This window comes from Pseudomonas fluorescens (assembly GCF_040448305.1).
Lineage (GTDB): Bacteria > Pseudomonadota > Gammaproteobacteria > Pseudomonadales > Pseudomonadaceae > Aquipseudomonas > Aquipseudomonas fluorescens_BH.
This window is the reverse complement of sequence record NZ_CP148752.1, coordinates 1,654,309-1,671,001: the sequence shown is the minus strand read 5'-3', so window position 1 is coordinate 1,671,001 and position 16,693 is coordinate 1,654,309. Positions and strand designations below refer to the sequence as shown.

At 60.2% G+C, this 16,693-nt stretch carries 17 protein-coding genes; all 17 read right to left on the bottom strand.

Going from position 1 to position 16,693, the window contains the following annotated elements; all coding sequences use genetic code 11:
• Positions 1-20: 20 nt before the first annotated feature.
• Positions 21-371 carry an Hpt domain-containing protein gene (locus WHX55_RS07545; protein ID WP_353742340.1) on the bottom strand — a complete coding sequence of 117 codons (351 nt, stop codon included), beginning with the start codon at positions 369-371 and terminating at the stop codon, positions 21-23.
• Positions 372-401: 30 nt separating this feature from the next.
• Complete coding sequence (locus WHX55_RS07540; RefSeq protein WP_151213375.1) at positions 402-2,108, bottom strand: fused response regulator/phosphatase; 1,707 nt, start codon at positions 2,106-2,108, stop codon at positions 402-404.
• A gap of 5 nt (positions 2,109-2,113) precedes the next feature.
• Positions 2,114-2,413 carry an STAS domain-containing protein gene (locus WHX55_RS07535; RefSeq protein WP_150753429.1) on the bottom strand — a complete coding sequence of 100 codons (300 nt, stop codon included), beginning with the start codon at positions 2,411-2,413 and terminating at the stop codon, positions 2,114-2,116.
• Between the two features lie 88 nt (positions 2,414-2,501).
• On the bottom strand, positions 2,502-2,951 hold the full coding sequence (fliJ, locus tag WHX55_RS07530) for a flagellar export protein FliJ (protein WP_150753430.1): 450 nt from the start codon (positions 2,949-2,951) through the stop codon (positions 2,502-2,504).
• Between the two features lie 6 nt (positions 2,952-2,957).
• On the bottom strand, positions 2,958-4,316 hold the full coding sequence (gene fliI / locus WHX55_RS07525; protein WP_150757658.1) for a flagellar protein export ATPase FliI: 1,359 nt from the start codon (positions 4,314-4,316) through the stop codon (positions 2,958-2,960).
• Positions 4,306-5,103, bottom strand: a complete 798-nt coding sequence (gene fliH / locus WHX55_RS07520; RefSeq protein WP_353742339.1) for a flagellar assembly protein FliH — start codon at positions 5,101-5,103, stop codon at positions 4,306-4,308. The genes fliI and fliH overlap by 11 nt, the downstream gene beginning before the upstream one ends.
• A 4-nt stretch (positions 5,104-5,107) precedes the next feature.
• Positions 5,108-6,127, bottom strand: a complete 1,020-nt coding sequence (gene fliG / locus WHX55_RS07515) for a flagellar motor switch protein FliG (protein WP_007983391.1) — start codon at positions 6,125-6,127, stop codon at positions 5,108-5,110.
• On the bottom strand, positions 6,120-7,907 hold the full coding sequence (gene fliF / locus WHX55_RS07510; protein ID WP_151213377.1) for a flagellar basal-body MS-ring/collar protein FliF: 1,788 nt from the start codon (positions 7,905-7,907) through the stop codon (positions 6,120-6,122). The genes fliG and fliF overlap by 8 nt, the downstream gene beginning before the upstream one ends.
• 16 nt (positions 7,908-7,923) lie before the next feature.
• A complete protein-coding gene (fliE, locus tag WHX55_RS07505; protein WP_150753434.1) occupies positions 7,924-8,250 on the bottom strand; it encodes a flagellar hook-basal body complex protein FliE in 327 nt (108 codons plus the stop codon).
• A 234-nt stretch (positions 8,251-8,484) separates the two neighbouring features.
• Positions 8,485-9,870 (bottom strand): sigma-54 dependent transcriptional regulator, encoded by a 1,386-nt coding sequence (locus tag WHX55_RS07500; RefSeq protein WP_353742338.1) that lies wholly within the window; start codon positions 9,868-9,870, stop codon positions 8,485-8,487.
• A gap of 5 nt (positions 9,871-9,875) precedes the next feature.
• On the bottom strand, positions 9,876-11,069 hold the full coding sequence (locus WHX55_RS07495) for an ATP-binding protein (RefSeq protein WP_191624913.1): 1,194 nt from the start codon (positions 11,067-11,069) through the stop codon (positions 9,876-9,878).
• A 128-nt stretch (positions 11,070-11,197) separates the two neighbouring features.
• Positions 11,198-12,673 (bottom strand): sigma-54 dependent transcriptional regulator, encoded by a 1,476-nt coding sequence (locus tag WHX55_RS07490; RefSeq protein WP_150724458.1) that lies wholly within the window; start codon positions 12,671-12,673, stop codon positions 11,198-11,200.
• Between the two features lie 172 nt (positions 12,674-12,845).
• Positions 12,846-13,142, bottom strand: a complete 297-nt coding sequence (locus tag WHX55_RS07485; RefSeq protein WP_015096255.1) for a hypothetical protein — start codon at positions 13,140-13,142, stop codon at positions 12,846-12,848.
• Between the two features lie 10 nt (positions 13,143-13,152).
• Entirely contained in the window at positions 13,153-13,548 is a 396-nt protein-coding gene (fliS, locus tag WHX55_RS07480) for a flagellar export chaperone FliS (RefSeq protein WP_151213381.1), read from the bottom strand.
• 129 nt (positions 13,549-13,677) lie between these two features.
• The gene (gene fliD / locus WHX55_RS07475) at positions 13,678-15,114 is read right to left on the bottom strand and encodes a flagellar filament capping protein FliD (protein WP_353742337.1); all 1,437 of its coding nucleotides are present in this window, start codon (positions 15,112-15,114) and stop codon (positions 13,678-13,680) included.
• Positions 15,115-15,196: 82 nt separating this feature from the next.
• Positions 15,197-15,556, bottom strand: coding sequence for a flagellar protein FlaG (locus tag WHX55_RS07470; RefSeq protein ID WP_353742336.1), 360 nt, complete (start codon positions 15,554-15,556; stop codon positions 15,197-15,199).
• Positions 15,557-15,628: 72 nt separating this feature from the next.
• The gene (locus WHX55_RS07465) at positions 15,629-16,480 is read right to left on the bottom strand and encodes a flagellin domain-containing protein (RefSeq protein WP_057715895.1); all 852 of its coding nucleotides are present in this window, start codon (positions 16,478-16,480) and stop codon (positions 15,629-15,631) included.
• Between the last annotated feature and the right edge of the window lie 213 nt (positions 16,481-16,693).

Below are 16,693 nucleotides of genomic sequence, written 5' to 3'. Positions count from 1 at the left end.
AGAGCAAATGCGGCGAATGCTCAGATTTTCGTCGGGCAATGCTGTCGTTCAGCTTCGTACAGAGGCCGGATCGCGGCGAACTCGCGATCGATTTCGCCGACCAGTTCCGCAATGGCGGTGCATGGCAAACTTCTGGCCTGCTGCTCAAGTTGATGGCAGAGCTCGGTCAGCCTGCGCGCGCCCATATTGCTGCTGCTGCCTTTGAAACTATGGGCGGTTTCAACGAGCAGTGCGGTACTGTCAGCTGTTCTCAATACTTGCAGGCGCTCTTCGGAGTCCGCAAGAAAGATATCCAGCAGATCCGGATAGCCCTCTTCCATCACTTCCTGCAATGCACTCAGCACGTCGCGATCCACATGTGTGTCGTCCACTTGCTCACTCCTTGATCAAGAATGCGCGGATTATGCCAGAGCCTCCCAGACAAACTCCACGCGTGCACTTCGACCATCGTCGATCCAGCGGGCATTACGCCCCAACTGACGGATCAGACTGACGCCACGTCCCGACAGGCGGATGTCATCCACAGGTCTTGCCATCACCCGCTCGACATCGAAACCCTTGCCGCTGTCTTCGATGTGAATGGTCAGGCAACCGCCGTCACTTGTTGGCGCCACCTTGAAATGTAACCGTACATAGCCTTCCTGAAGCTCGTCCAGCCGGGTATTGCGCTCTTGATAATACCGCGCAAACCCCGAGGCATCGCGTTTGAGGCTCGAATCCAGCCCCAGCACGCCGTGCTCCAGCGCATTGGAATAGAGCTCCGCCAGCACACTGTAGAGCGCACTGCTCTGAGCCCGGAGGCCATGCACCTCAAGCAGCAACTGCAACAGATAGGGTAAGGGATTGAAGCGCTTGAGCGTGGCGGCGCGAAACTCGAAACTCACCGACCAGTCCAGCGGGCAGGACTGGCCGCTGTCGGAGTAGACCAACACCGGCGCAGTGATCTGCGCCGACTCCAGCAGGCTGATTTCGACCATGCTGACATCGTCACGCGCTTCTGCGCCAAACTGTCGCAGCGCCTGCTCGATCTCTTCGAACAGCGCATCTGGCTGGCGATTGGCGGCAAACACCTGCTGCAATCGCTGCACGCCAAACAACTGATCGTTGGCGTCGCAGGTGTCGATCACCCCATCGGACAGGAGAAACACCCGATCCCCGAGCGCCATGGGAAACACCTCGGTACGCTCATCGAAGGATTCCGGGCTCAGCACCCCCAAAGGCAGGTGCCGCGCCGGCAGAGGCGTTCGCTCGCCACTGGCAACGCGATGCAGGTAACCGTCCGGCATTCCGCCGTTCCAGACTTCCACCGAACGACGCTGAAAACTCAGGCACAGCAACGTGGCACAGCAGAACATGTCCACCGGCAGGATGCGCTTGAGCTTGGCATTCATCTCGCGCAGGGTTTCCGCCACGCCGTAGCCTTTGGCGGTCATCCCGTAGAAGACTTCGGCAAGAGGCATGGCGCCCACCGCCGCCGGCAGACCGTGGCCGGTGAAGTCGCCCAGCAGCACGTGCATGTCTCCGGCCGGGGTGAACGCGGCCAGCAACAGGTCGCCGTTGAACAGCGCATAGGGCGATTGCAGATAACGGATATTCGCAGCGGCATTCAGGCAGCCGGAGTGCGCCACCTTGTCGAAAACGGCCTTGGCCACGCGCTGTTCGTTGAGCAGGTAGTCGTGGTGCCGGGCGATCTGGTCACGCTGTTGCAGTACGGTGTCCTGCAAGCGCCGCAAGCGATCCATCGCCTTGATCTTGGCAGCGAGAATCACCTGGTTGTACGGCTTTGCCAGAAAGTCGTCACCGCCGACTTCCAGGCAGCGGGCCAGGGCTTCGTTTTCGGACAACGACGTGAGGAAGATGATCGGCACCAGGGTTTCCCCGGCCAAGGCCTTGATTTGCCGGGCCGCCTCGAAGCCGTCCATGACCGGCATCATCGCATCCATCAACACCAGGTGCGGTTGTTGCTGGCGAAACGTGTCGACCGCTTCGGCGCCGTTGGCCGCCGTCAGCACGTCGTGCCCCAGGCGGCGCAGGATGCTCGACAGCAGCAGGCGATCGGCGGCGCTGTCCTCGGCAATCAGGATCGTCAGCGGCTCCAGTGGCTGCATGGCATTCAACTGATGTCGAACAATTTGTCGAAGTTGGAGATGGCGAGGATTTTGCGCACGTCGATACTGCTGTTGACGACGCGCACATCGGAGTTGTCGCCACCGGCGTGATCGCGCAGCAAAAGCAGCATGCCCAGGGCCGAGCTGTCGAGGTATGTGGCGTCTTTCAGGTCGACCACAACTGCCGATAGCTGTTTATCTTCGTAGGACTGACGAAATTCCTGATGCTTGGCGAAATCGAATCGTCCTTTGACCGATATCGTCAACTTTTGCCCATCAGGGGACACTTCGGTAACGACTGACATTCAATGGCTTCCTTGTCTTTGGAGAACGTTTAGAAGGTTTAGCACCAGCTGTGGATGGGGGCAAGCCAGCCTGTTTTTGAAAGCTCGCTCAATAGGGGTTCTCGCGCGGCAAACGCTGGGACAATTCATCCAGCAGTTTCTGTTCGCGCCGGTCCTCAAGCGCCCGCGCTTCATCGGCATAGCGCTGAACCAGCTTGCGCAAACCTTCGACCCGGGCAAACGCCTGCTGCCAGGTGTCCCGGGCCTTGTTCAGGTTGTTCTGATGCCAGGCCAGGCTTTGTCGCTGCTGGTCGATGGCCGTGCCCAGTTGCGCGAGAAAGCCCTGATAGCCCAGCAACCATTGACCCGAGACGCCGCCGCTGCCGCGCACGATCCATTGCTCCTGATAGTCGAGACGGAAGGCTTCGAGGTCGGCGAGTTTGCTTTGTGCCAGGCGAACCTGCCCTTGAAAGTGCCCCAGGCGCTGGACCGCGGTTTTCTCGGCCTTTTCGGCCATTTCCACCACCGGCGCCAGCCTTCCTGCCCGACTCAGGGCCATGACCGCTTAACCGCCTGCCGCGGGCGCGAAGATCGAAGCGAGATATGCCTCGCTTTCACCCAGGCTGATGCTGTCGTTGAGGCCCTGCCGCAGGTATTTGACCAGTTGCGGTTGCAGGGAAATCGCCAGGTCGGTCTCGCGATCGCCGCCGGCGACATAGGCGCCGACGCTGATCAGGTCGCGACTCTGCTGATAGCGCGACCACAATTGCTTGAAATATTGCGCACGGGCCATGTGTTCCGGCGACACCACCGCCGGCATCACCCGGCTGATGGACGCCTCGATGTCGATGGCCGGGTAATGCCCTTCCTCGGCCAGACGCCGGGACAGCACGATGTGTCCGTCGAGCACGCCCCGCGCCGAGTCGGCAATCGGGTCCTGCTGGTCGTCGCCTTCGGACAGCACGGTGTAGAACGCGGTGATCGAACCACCGCCCTTCTCCGCGTTGCCGGCCCGTTCCACCAGTTTCGGCAGCTTGGCGAACACCGACGGCGGATAGCCCTTGGTCGCCGGCGGCTCGCCGATGGCCAGGGCGATTTCCCGCTGGGCCTGGGCGAAACGGGTCAGCGAATCCATGAGCAACAGGACGTTCTTGCCCTTGTCGCGAAAATATTCGGCGATGCGCGTGCAATACATGGCCGCGCGCAGTCGCATCAGCGGCGCATCGTCCGCCGGGGACGCCACCACCACTGAACGCTTGAGCCCTTCTTCACCGAGGATGTGCTCGATGAACTCTTTAACTTCGCGACCCCGCTCACCGATCAGCCCGACGACGATGATGTCGGCCTCGGTGAAGCGCGTCATCATGCCCAACAGCACGGATTTACCGACGCCAGTACCGGCGAACAGCCCGAGCCGTTGACCGCGACCGACCGTCAACATGCCGTTGATGCAGCGAATACCCACGTCCAGCGGTTCACTGATCGGTTCGCGCTTGAGCGGGTTGATGGTCGGGCCATCCATTGGCACCCAGTCTTCGGCCTTCATCCCGCCCTTGCCGTCCAGCGCGCGACCGGCGCCATCCAGCACCCGCCCGAGCATGCTCATGCCCATCGGCAAACGCCCGGTATCGGACAAGGGAACAACGCGGGCGCCGGGGGCGATACCGGCGACGCTGCCGACTGGCATCAGAAAGACTTTGCTGCCGGAGAAGCCCATGACTTCGGCTTCGACCTGCACCGGGTGATAGCTGTCGTCGTTGATCACCATGCAACGGCTGCCCATGGCGGCGCGCAGGCCTTCGGCTTCGAGGGTCAGGCCGACCATGCGCAGCAAGCGGCCCTCGAGGATCGGTGAGCCGGCCAGCTCCGTGGCCTCGGCGTAACTGCCCAGGCGCTTGGCGAAGCTGGTGCGTTCAAGGCGCATCAGGTGCATCCGCTTCTGGCGCGGTCGCAGGCTTGCTGTCGATCGGCAGCTCCAGGCTCACGTCCGGCGCGGCCGGGTGCAAGGTTTGCTCGTGCAACTGGTCGAACAGCTTGTCCATCACCTGCGCGATGCGGGTTTCCACCGTGGCGTCGATGCGGCTGTGTTCCGTCTCGACCCGGCAACCGCCAGGCAACAACGATTCGTCCTCGACGATGCGCCAGGTTTCTTCATGGCGTTCGCGCAGGGCTTTGACCTGTGCGAAATCCTGCGGATTGATGTACAACCGCACATTGCCCACGCCCAGTGGCAACAGCTTGAGCGCCTCGCGCATGACGTGTTCGATCTGCGTCGAGTCGATGGCCAGTTCGCGCTGGATCACCTGTCTGGTGATGTGTTGCACGAGGTCGACCAGGGACTTTTCGATCTGGGTGTCCTGCTCGGCGATGGGCTCGAACAGATGGGTCATCAGTTGCTCCAGGCCGGCAAGCTTCGGCGCCAATGCCTGTTCGGCTTCCTGGCGGACCTTGAGCGTGGTGCTGTGGAAACCCTCTTTCTCACCCACCGCGAAACCTTCGTTGTAGGCTTCCTGGCGAATGCTTTCGAGCTCTTCGAGGGTCAGTGGCTGGACTTCCTCCAGCGGCACTTCCTCCATTTCCGGCGGCTCGGGTTCAGGCGTTGGTTCCGGCTCGGGTTCCGGCGGGTCGAAGCTGGGCAGCGCCCAGGTATCGAAGCCACTGACATCCCTGGCCCGGATCAGGTCAGTGGGTGCAACATCATTCTTGGCCATGGTGTTAGATCATTTCCTCGCCGCCCTTGCCGCCGAGCACGATCTCTCCGGCTTCGGCCATACGACGGGCGATGGTGAGGATTTCCTTCTGCGCGGTTTCCACGTCGCTGACGCGCACCGGGCCCTTGGCTTCCAGGTCGTCGCGCAACAGTTCGGCCGCACGCTTGGACATGTTCTTGAAGATCTTCTCCTTGACGCCTTCGTCCGATCCCTTGAGGGCCAGCACCAGCACATCGGAGGACACTTCGCGCAACAGCGCCTGGATCCCGCGGTCGTCGACATCGGCCAGGTTGTTGAACACGAACATAAGGTCTTCGATCTGACCGGACAGGTCTTCGTCGACTTCGCGGATCGAGTCCATGAGCTGGCCTTCGATCGAGCTGTCGAGGAAGTTCATGATGTCCGCCGCGCGCTTGATGCCACCCAGGGTGGTGCGCGAGGCATTCGAGTTGCCGGAGAACTGCTTCTCGAGAATCTGGTTGAGTTCTTTCAGGGCCGCTGGCTGAACGGTGTTCAGCGAAGACACGCGCAGGATGATGTCCAGCCGCACCTTGTGGTCGAAGTTGCCGAGCACTTCACCGGCCTGGTCCGGATCGAGATACGCCACCACGATCGCCTGGATCTGCGGGTGCTCATAACGGATCACGTCGGCGACGGCGCGCGGCTCCATCCACTTCAGGCTGTCGAGGCCGCTGGTGTTGCCACCGAGCAGGATGCGGTCGATCAGGCCATTGGCCTTGTCTTCGCCCAGGGCCTGGGTGAGCATCTTGCGCACATAGTCGTCGGAGCCGACGCCCAGGCTGGTCTGGTCGCCGACGATATCGACGAACTCGCTCATCACCTGCTCGACCTGCTCGCGGTGCACATTACCCATCTGGGCCATGGCCACGCCCACGCGCTGAACCTCTTTGGGGCCCATGTGGCGCAGCACCTGGGCAGCATCGGTGGAGCCCAGGGACAGCAACAGGATTGCGGCTTTGTCGACCTTGGACAGTTTGGCGGCAACGGCTCGGTTATCACTCATCTGCGTTAATCCACTCTTTCACGACCTGGGCCACACGACCCGGGTCTTCTGCCACCAGACTCTTGATTGCGTTCAACTGAGCGTCATAACCTTCGCTCGGGCTCGGCAGCAGAATGCTGGTCGGGCCACCGAGGCTGACACGGTCGTTGGCCAACTCGCCATCCAGACCGCCCATGCCACCCAACTCGGCGTCACTGCCGATACCAGCCAACTGCTTGCCCTTGCCGCCCCCGGTGATGTTGTTGAGCACCGGACGCAGCACACCGAACACCAGCACCAGAATGAACAGCACGCCCAGCACTTGCTTGACGATGTCCCAGAACCACGGCTGGGAGTAGAACGGAATATCGGCAATCACTTCACCGCGCTCGGCGGAGAACGGCATGTTGATCACGCTGACGCTGTCGCCACGGCTGGCATCGAAGCCGACCGCGTCCTGAACCAGGCGAGTGAAGCGCGCCAATTCATCGGCGCTCCATGGCGCACGGCTGGTTTCGCCGTTGGCCGGGTTGATCTTGACCTGATCATCGACCACCACCGACACCGACAGGCGATTCAAACGACCCTGCTGCTGCTTGGTGTGGCTGATGGAACGGTCGAGTTCGAAGTTCTTGGTCGATTGTTGACGCTTGTCCGCCGGGTACGGCGCGAGCATCGGCTGACCGGTGGCCGGGTCCATGATTTGCTGGCCATTGGCATCGATCAGCGGCTGGCCTGGCTGCACCATGCCGGCCGACGCAGCGGCGCCACCGGTGGTTTGCGGCGCGGACGCCGGCGCTGGAGGCTGGTTGCTCAAGGCACCCGGTACGCCTTGCGGACCATTGCTGGCGGTACGCTGTTCGTTGACCGACTGTTCGCTGCGCAATGCCGGCTGGTCCGGATTGAACTGCTCGGAAGTCGACTCGACCGCACTGAAGTCCACGTCGGCCGAGACTTCAGCCTTGTAACGGTCGTTGCCCAGCACCGGCTGCAGGATGTTGTGCACGCGCTGGGTGAGCATGCTTTCCATGCGACGGCTGTAGTCGAACTGCTTGCCGGCCATGGTCAGTTCGGAGTTTTCCGCCTGATCCGAGAGCAGATTGCCCTTCTGGTCGACCACGGTGATCTGCGACTTGCTGAGCTCGGGAACGCTGGTCGCCACCAGGTTGATGATGGCCACCACCTGACCCGGCTCCAAGGAACGACCGGAATAGAGTTCAACCAGAACCGAAGCGCTCGGCTTGCGCTCGTCGCGCACGAACACCGAACTTTTCGGGATCGCCAGATGCACGCGGGCACCCTTGACGTTGTTCAGGCTGGAAATGGTGCGGGCCAGTTCGCCTTCCAGGCCGCGACGATAGCGGGTCGCTTCCATGAACTGGCTGGTGCCCAGCCCCTGTTCCTTGTCGAGGATTTCAAAACCGATGTTGCCGTCGCTGGGAGTGACACCAGCGCCCGCGAGCTTGAGCCGCGCGCGGGACAGGTCGTCGGCCTTGACCAGCAAGGCACCGGAATTGGGTTCGACGGTGTAGGGGATGTCGGCGGAGGCCAGGGTATCCATGACCTGCTTGGCGTCCATGCCGGCAAGGCTGCCGTACAGAGGCCGGTAGTCTGGTTGCTGGGACCATAACACCACGGCAAAACCAATCGCCACGCTCGCCGCCAGGCCGACCAACAGGCCCACCTGACGCAACATGGTCATCTCGGAGAGGTTTTCCAGGAAGGACAACCCGAACAGCGGCGGCTTGCCGTCTATTGGAGTGGCCTTGGCCGGAACGTTATCGGCGACTGCTTCTGCCATGACTCAATCTCGTCCTTTAAACCGGCATCTGCATGATGTCTTGGTAGGCCTGAACCACTTTGTTGCGCACCTGGGTCAACGCCTGGAACGACACGCTGGCCTTCTGCGAAGAAACCATCACATCGGTCAGGTCGACGCCGCTTTTGCCGATTTCGAAGGCGCTGGCCAACTGCGTGGAAGCCTGCTGGGTGTCGTTCACTTTATTGATGGCCTGACCGAACATGTCGGAAAAGCTGCTGCCCGACAGTTCAGGGACGGCAGTCGATTTCGGCGCAGACATGGCGTCCATTTGCATGGCGCGCATATCCAGCATCAACCGATTGAATTCAATACCTTGGCTCATGGTTTCTCTCTTTGGCGACCCGCAATTTTTTGACACTCACTCGACGGGTAATGAGGTGTTAGCAACAAGGGTGCCAGCTCCATGGCCTTGTTTCACAAAAGCCCTTCCTTACTCCCCCCTCCTGTAGGAGCGAGCCTGCTCGCGATGAACCCGAGAACACCGCGGGGTGTCAGGTTCCCAGCGTTATCGTTGGCGACCATCGCGAGCAGGCTCGCTCCTACAGGGGGGAAGGCATCAGGTGGCGAACAAAAAGGCTTCCACATCCATGCCGGCATCGCGCATCTGCGCCAGCTTGTAGCGCAGGGTTCGCGGGCTGATACCCAGGCGCTCGGCCGCCTCTTTGCGACGACCGCGCTCGGCGCGCAAGGTATCGATGATCATCTGGAATTCACGGCGACGCAGGTCATCGCCCAGCGCACCGGCCGACTCGGACTCGACTTCCACGGGACGCGCCTGCGCCTGCGCCAATGCAGGCAGTGGTGCGCAAGCCACCGGCCCGGCCAGGCAGAAATCCTGCGGCTGGATCAAGCCACCCTGCTGCAGAATCAGCGCACGTTGAATCGCGTTGTCCAGTTCACGCACGTTACCCGGCCACGGATAACCGATCAGGCACGCCTGGGCCTCGGGCGACAATCTGGCAGTCGCATGCTTCATTTTATTGACGTGTTTGGCCAACAGACGCTCGGCCAGCGGCAGGATGTCGGCGGTACGCTCGCGCAACGGGCGCCAGGCCAGGGGGAACACCGACAGACGATAGTAAAGATCCTCGCGGAAGCGCCCCGCCGCCACCTCACCCGCGAGGTCGCGATTGGTGGTGGCGACCACACGAATGTCCAATGTGATCGGTTTGCGCGCCCCAACCCTTTCGACCTCGCGCTCTTGCAGCACACGCAGCAGTTTGGCCTGGAGCCCCAGGGGCATTTCGGAAATTTCATCGAGCAGAATGGTGCCGCCGTCGGCCTGCTCGAACTTGCCGGCTTGCCCGGCAATGGCACCGGTGAAGGAGCCCTTCTCGTGCCCGAACAAAGTCGCTTCGAGCATGTTGTCCGGGATCGCTGCGCAGTTGATCGCGATGAACGGCTGATTGGCGCGATGAGAATGCTGGTGGATGTAACGCGCCAGCACTTCCTTGCCCGTGCCCGACTCGCCCGATATCAACACCGTGGAATCGCTGCGCGCGACCCGCGCCGCCAACTCGAGTAGCTGCGCGCTCGCAGGCTCGAATGCTATCGGCCCTTCGCCTTCGGTCAGGCCGAGATTGCCCAGGGCGTGACGCCCCACCAGATCGAGCAACGCCTTGGGTTCGAATGGCTTGACCAGATAATCCGCCGCCCCTTGGCGCATCGCATCGACCGCACGCTCGACCGCACCGTGAGCGGTCATCAGCAACACCGGCAACTGCGGCTGCCGCGCTCGCAGCAGGCCCAGCAACTGGTGGCCGTCCATGCCCGGCATATTGACGTCGCTGATCACCAGGCTGAAGGCTTCGCCGCCGACGGCAAGCAACGCCTCCTCTGCCGAACCCACGGCCTTGTAATCGTGCCCCGCGAGCAAGAGCGTATCGGCCAGCGCCTCGCGCAACGCGCGGTCGTCCTCGACCAATAAAACCTTGATACCCATCTGCGTCACTCCGCTCCTTGAGCGCTGCTGAACAACGGCAGGATCACCTGTGCGCAGGTGCCGCGACCGAGCCGCGAACGCAACTGCAATTCGCCCCGATGAGCACGCGCCACGGCCTTGACCACGGTCAGGCCAAGACCTGTGCCGGTGGTCCTGGTGGTAAAAAAGGGTTCGCCCAATCGCGCCAGAACGGCGGCATCGATACCGCTGCCACTGTCACTGACGCACAGGCGCAGGCTGTTGCCGCGGGTGTAGAGGTGAATCTTGAGGCGCAACTGACCGGCACTGGCCTGGATGGCGTTCTCGATCAGATTGAGGATCGCGCCGACCAGGGTGTCGCGATTGCACAGCAACTCCCCCGAGTGACTGTCGCACTGCCAGCGGATCGGCAGATCCTGCACATGGGTCAGCGCCGCCGCTTGCAACGACTGCATCAGCTGACCGGGCGTCACGCGGTCGGTCAGCGGCAACTCGCCCCGGGCGAAGACCAGCATGTCGCGTACCTGGTGTTCCAGCTCGTGCAGGCGCTCCTTGAGGCGCCCGGCAAAGCGCTGCCGGGTAGCGACCGGCAGCTCTTGCTCGGTCAAATGACTGGCGTACAGCAACGCGGCGGACAACGGCGTGCGTATCTGATGAGCCAACGAAGCGACCATGCGCCCCAGCGACGACAGCCGCTCATGACGGGCCAGTTGATCCTGCAGATGACGGGTTTCGGTCAGGTCGTTGAGCAACACCAACTGGCCAGGCTCGGCGTCCAGTGAGCGCGTGGCGATCGACAGGCGTCGACCATCCTTGAGGGAGACTTCATGACCATCGTCTTCGCGCGGCGCAAAACAGCGGGCAATGACGCGGCGCCACAATTCACCTTCCAGCGGCAGCCCCAGCGACTCGCACGCCGCGGGATTGGCTTCGCGCACGATGCCCTGGGCGTCGATGACGATGACACCGCCGGGTAACAGATCGAGGAGGTTTTGCAGGCGGTTGGCCAGGCGTTCTTTTTCCGCCAATTCCTGCATGCGCTGAGCGCTGACCACCGCCAATTCACCCTTGAGCTCGGTGACCCGGGCTTCAAGCATGCTGTAGGAATCGGTCAACTGACTGGACATCTGATTGAACAGTGCGAATGCCTGCTCAAGGCCAAGCCGGCTCGCCTGCTCTACGGACGACGGTTGCACCGAAGCATCAGGGACAGGAGACATCTGGGCGGCTTGGGGCATTGTGCTCTCTCGCTTGGCTGACCGTCAGTGAAACGGAACGTTGCGAGGGACGTAGCAATACCCGTGCCTAAAAAAAACTTCTTATAAATGAATGAGTTGAAAAACAGGCGTCAATCATCCGCCTGCTCGTCTCCATCACGACGACTCATGCCGTACTTGCGCATCTTTTCCACCAGCGTGGTACGACGAATACGCAGGCGCTCAGCGGCGCGCGCCACGATGCCATTGGCATCATCCAGCGCTTGCTGGATCAGCCCCTGTTCCAGACCACCGAGGTAGTCCTTCAGGTCCAGGCCTTCCGGAGGCAACATGGCATTGGCCGTGAAGTCCTGGGTATGGCCGTTGATGGCCACGCGCTCTTCCAGATCGCTGCGCAGGCTGTCGACCATTTGCTCGTCTTCATCGTCGACGTAGCGGAATTTCTTCGGCAACTCGACCACGCCGATCACGCCGTATGGATGCATGATCGCCATGCGCTCCACCAGGTTGGCCAGTTCGCGGACGTTGCCCGGCCAGCCATGTCGGCACAGCGACATGATCGCCGCCGAATTGAAACGGATCGAACCGCGCTTCTCGTGCTCCATGCGCGAGATCAGCTCGTTCATCAGCAGCGGAATGTCTTCGACGCGCTCACGCAGCGGCGCCATCTCGATCGGGAACACATTCAGACGGTAGTACAGGTCTTCGCGGAAGGTGCCGATCTCGATCATGCTTTCGAGATTCTTGTGGGTCGCCGCAATGATGCGCACGTCGACGCTCTGGGTCTTGTTGCTGCCCACACGCTCGAAGGTGCGCTCCTGCAACACGCGCAGCAACTTGACCTGCATCGGCAGCGGCATGTCGCCGATTTCATCGAGGAACAGGGTGCCGCCGTTGGCCAGTTCGAATCGACCGGCGCGGCTGGTGATCGCCCCGGTGAAGGCGCCCTTCTCATGACCGAACAACTCGCTTTCCAGCAACTCGGCCGGGATCGCCCCGCAGTTGACCGGCACGAACGGCGCTTCACGGCGCTTGGAGTGATAATGCAGGTTGCGCGCAACCACTTCCTTGCCGGTGCCGGACTCACCGAGGATCAGCACGCTGGCATCGGTATCGGCGACTTGCTGCATCATCTGGCGGACGTGTTGAATCGCCCGGCTGGTGCCGACAAGACTGCGGAAAAGATTGGGTTCGCGATGACGACCGCGCTCGCGGGCCTGGTCGTACATCTCGCGATAGACCTGGGCACGGTGCAGCGAATCGAGCAACTTGCTGTAGCTGGGCGGCATTTCGAGGGTCGAAAGCACTCGACGACGCTGGTCTTCCGGCAGGTCAATGGAAGAGTTATCGCCCATTAACAAAACCGGAAGGAACTCATCCCAGGTCGAGAGTGTCTTTAACAAGCCCAGAAGTGAACCAGGAGCATTGACCGTCCCGATGAGGACACAGATTACTTCACGACTTGACGACAAAGAGCCGACAGCCTGCTGCCAGTCATGGCTACCACAGGGTAAATTTTCTTCGCCGAGAAAATTTAAAATCACCGCCAGGTCGCGGCGGCGGACGCTATCGTCATCGATCAGCAGAATTTTGGTTTCACGCCACATGCAATAGCAACTTCCCTAGTCAACTCGATGCCCAAAATGCTGGGGCAAGCTAGACGCTTGCAGGCACAAATATGCCTGAAGACGACTGAAATCTGGAACAGCCACTAGTTAAGTCAAAAAACCGTGCACAGTCAAATTTATGGCGCACATATCTGGATTAACTTGGGGTTAATTAACCGAACAGATGGTAAACCTTTGCTGCGTTCCGCGCTTGCTGGATCTGAGACATTTCATCGACTATCGCCTGCCTCTCCCCCATCGCTACCTCAAGTAGCTGCTTGTAGACATACAGCAACTCCTCAAGATTGCTACGCAGAACTTCTTCGTCCAGCGAAGCCTCGCTCAAGACGTCTTCCATGCAGGAACGGCAATCCAGGTCCAATTGACCGATGGCCTCCCAGTCGCGCTCGGCCAAGGCACCGACCAGCGCTTCACGAGTTTGTTCTATTCGCTGCAATACAAGACTCATGGCGATCTCCCTAGAACTGCGGACCTGGCGCAGCAATGCCGTCCCAGCCTTCTTTCACCGTGCGCAGCAAGCCCGCGACCTCATCGAGAATCCTCGGGTCGCTGCTGATGTTCGCCTCGGCCAGGCGCTTCATCATGTAGATGTAAAGACTGTCGAGTTCGCCCACGGTATCGGCGCATTTTTCAAGATCCAGGCCTTCACGCAAACCACCGATGATGCCGATCGCCTTGCTGATCGACACACACTTGCCGGGAATGTCCTTGCGCTCCAGGGCACCTTTGGCCTGAGCGATACGGTCCAGGCCACCCTCCATGAGCATTTGCACCAAACGATGCGGACTTGCTTCGGACGTCTGGGCGTGCGCGCCCACTTTCTGATACTGCCGAAGGGCTAACATTGGATTCATGTTCTACCTCATTACCACAATGACTCGTATAGCCAGAGTATCGTCTGCAAGACAAAAAACTTTAGATCAAAAGACAAAAACCCGGCACACGCGAAAATGCGTAGCCAGGTTTTTATCGCCAACTAATGACTAGCTGTTGGACTTCTGGGCGTTCAAGGAAGTGAAGAACGAGGTGATGTTGCTCGCCGTCGCCTTCATTTGCCCGACCAAAAGGTCCATTGCGTTGTATTTGGCGGTCAACGTCTTGGTCATGTTGGCGACACGAAAGTCCAACGCAGTCTGCTGAGTTGAAAGGTTCTTGCTCACGCTCTGCAGGTTGGTATTGCGCTGGTCCAGCAACCCGCCCGTCTGCACATAAGGCTTGATTGCGGCGCCCATGCGCGCCAGCAGGCCGTTGGTAGCATTGCTACCGTTGAACAACTGCTGCATCTGGCCGCTCATGCCGTTGATGGCCATCTTCTCGTTGAACGCCGTGGTGTTGAACGCCAGGTTGCCGGTTTTCTCGTTCGTCAGCACGCCGATCTGCGACAGCACGGCCAATGGACCGCCCGCCCCGGGAGCCGTCAGCACACCGCGGATATCGGAAATCAGAGTGCGCGACATCGAGTCGCCGGTAAACGCCGCCTGAACCGTCAGGTTGCCATCGGCATCCGCTGTCGCCTTGGACAGGGAGTTGATGGTGTTCATCAGGGTGTTGTAGGAGTCAACGAACGACTGGATCGATGTTTGTAATCCGGCGGTGTTGGTCGCGACGGTGACGGTCGCCGCAGCCGGCGGTGTACCCGGGCTCACGGACACCAGGTTCAGGGTCAGGCCGCTGACTGCACCGGTCACCGTATTGCTCTTGCTGGTCACTGCCAGGCCATCGATGGTCAGCGATGCATCCACTGCAACCCCGTTGACAGCCCCCGAACTGGTAGCCGAAGGGTTAGCGCCCATCGGTTGGGTACCGTCGATTTCAAGGCCGGCGATACCGCTGATTGTAAGGTCGGAACCCGCGCCAGTCTTGCTGGAGCTGATCACCAGTCGCGACGCACCACTGCTGTCGGTCACGATGTTGGCAGAAATACCGTTACTCGCCTGCGCAGAGTTGATGGCATCCCGGGTGCTCTGCAAGGTCGCATTGGCTGGAATCGTGACATCGTAATCAGTGCCATTCTGACTGATTTTCAAAGTACCACTCGGAATGGCACTGGCGGCACCGCCGGCAAAAGAAGCGCTGGCGACTTTCGAGCTGGTGGCCAGGTTATTCACAACGACGCTGTAGGTACCGGCAACGGCGGTGTTGTCGGAAGTTGCACCCAGGATCGACGGGGTACCCGAAGTGGCGGTATAGCCGGCAAACGCAGGGTTGGTCTTGCTACCGAGATTGGTCAGCGCCGTCTGAAAGGCCGTCAGTGCGCTTTTCAGGGAACCGACACCGGAAATCTTCAGCGTGTTGGTTTTGGTCTGAGTATCGATCTGCGTCTGTTTCGCCGATTTGTCGGCGTTGACCAGCGCAGTGACGATCGCACCGATATCCAGGCCAGAGCCTAAGCCCGTACCCGGCAAAATTGGACTTGCCATTTTTCGTCTCCCTTCAGGTTGCTGCCACTCTTTTGACCAATACCTGCGCCCAAGAACGTACAAACATTATTCATGCCAGCTATCAGACCTTGGCGTCGAACAATACGTGGCTCGCATTGCTCAGGCTTTCCGCTAGCTTGAGGGCTTCTGCGGAGGGGATCTGTCGCACGACTTCGCCCGTTTCGCTTGCAATCACTTTGACGACGACCTTTCCGGATTGCTCGTCTATCGAGAACTCCAGATTGCGCTTGATCGACTGTACGAACTTTTCGATCTGCTGCACCGCCTGCTTCAAATGGGCGTCATCCACATCCGGTTTTTTGTCCGCCACTGGCGTCACTTTGGCGGCTTCAGGCTTTTCCGGCACTTTATCCGAGACAGCGCTCGCTGGCTGGGGAGCCGGAGCCGGATAAGACACGCCAAGCTTTACGCTCATCTCCATGCCCATCACCTCTTAACGTAAAAAGCGAGAGAGCATGACAAGCACACTCCCCCGCTTAAACTCATGCCGAAATTACTGAAGCAGCTTCAGTACAGCGGAAGGCAGTTGGTTGGCTTGAGCCAGAACCGAGGTAGAAGCCTGTTGCAGGGTTTGCTGCTTGGTCAGGTTCGCGGTTTCTGCGGCGAAGTCGGTGTCTTGTACACGGCCTTGTGCAGCAGTGGTGTTTTCCACGATGTTCTGCAGGTTGGAGATGGTGCTGGTCAGACGGTTCTGCGAAGCACCCAGGTTTGCGCGGGTGGCGTTGATCGATGCCAGAGCAGCGTCGATCGCGGTGATCGCGTTGTCGATGTTGGCAGACAGGGTAGCGGAAGTCGCACCGGTCAGAACAACAGTACCGCTGCCTACGGACAGGGATACGGCGTCGAACTTGGAGCTCAGTACCAGGTCGATGCGGTTGGCCGAGCCAGTGTTGGCGCCAACTTGCAGTTGCATGGTACCGGCCGTACCGTCCAGCAGGTTTTTGCCGTTCAGGTTGGTAGAGGCAGAGATACGAGTGATTTCGTCAGACATCTGAGCGAATTCGGAGTTGGTAGCGGTCTGGTCAGCAGTGCTGTTGGTACCGTTACGTGCTTTAACAGCCAGTTCACGCATACGCTGCAGAATGTCGGTCGAAGCTTGCAGCGCGCCTTCAGCGGTCTGGGCAACGGAGATACCGTCGTTGGCGTTCTGCACTGCCTGGTTGCCACCACGAATCTGTGCGGCCATGCGGGTTGCGATCTGCAGGCCAGCGGCGTCGTCTTTGGCGCTGTTGATTTTCAGGCCGGAAGACAGGCGAGCCATCGAAGTCGACAGAGCGTCGGTAGCACGGTTCAGGTTCTTCTGAACGTTCAACGACGTGGTGTTGGTGTTTACTGTTAAAGCCATGACGAATTCCTCGTTGGTTGGGTACTGCGGCTTCCGGCCCTGGCAACCGCCGGGTATGGCCTAGAGAACCTTCGTAATAGTTATCGTCGGGTTGGCAGGTTGCTTGAGGGCTTTTTTTAAAAAAAATGCCATCACCCTGCCACCCCCGAGAAAACAAGGGCTTAGCGCCCCTCAACCACGAAAAAATGACGCCATAAAACTGTCCAGCCCGCA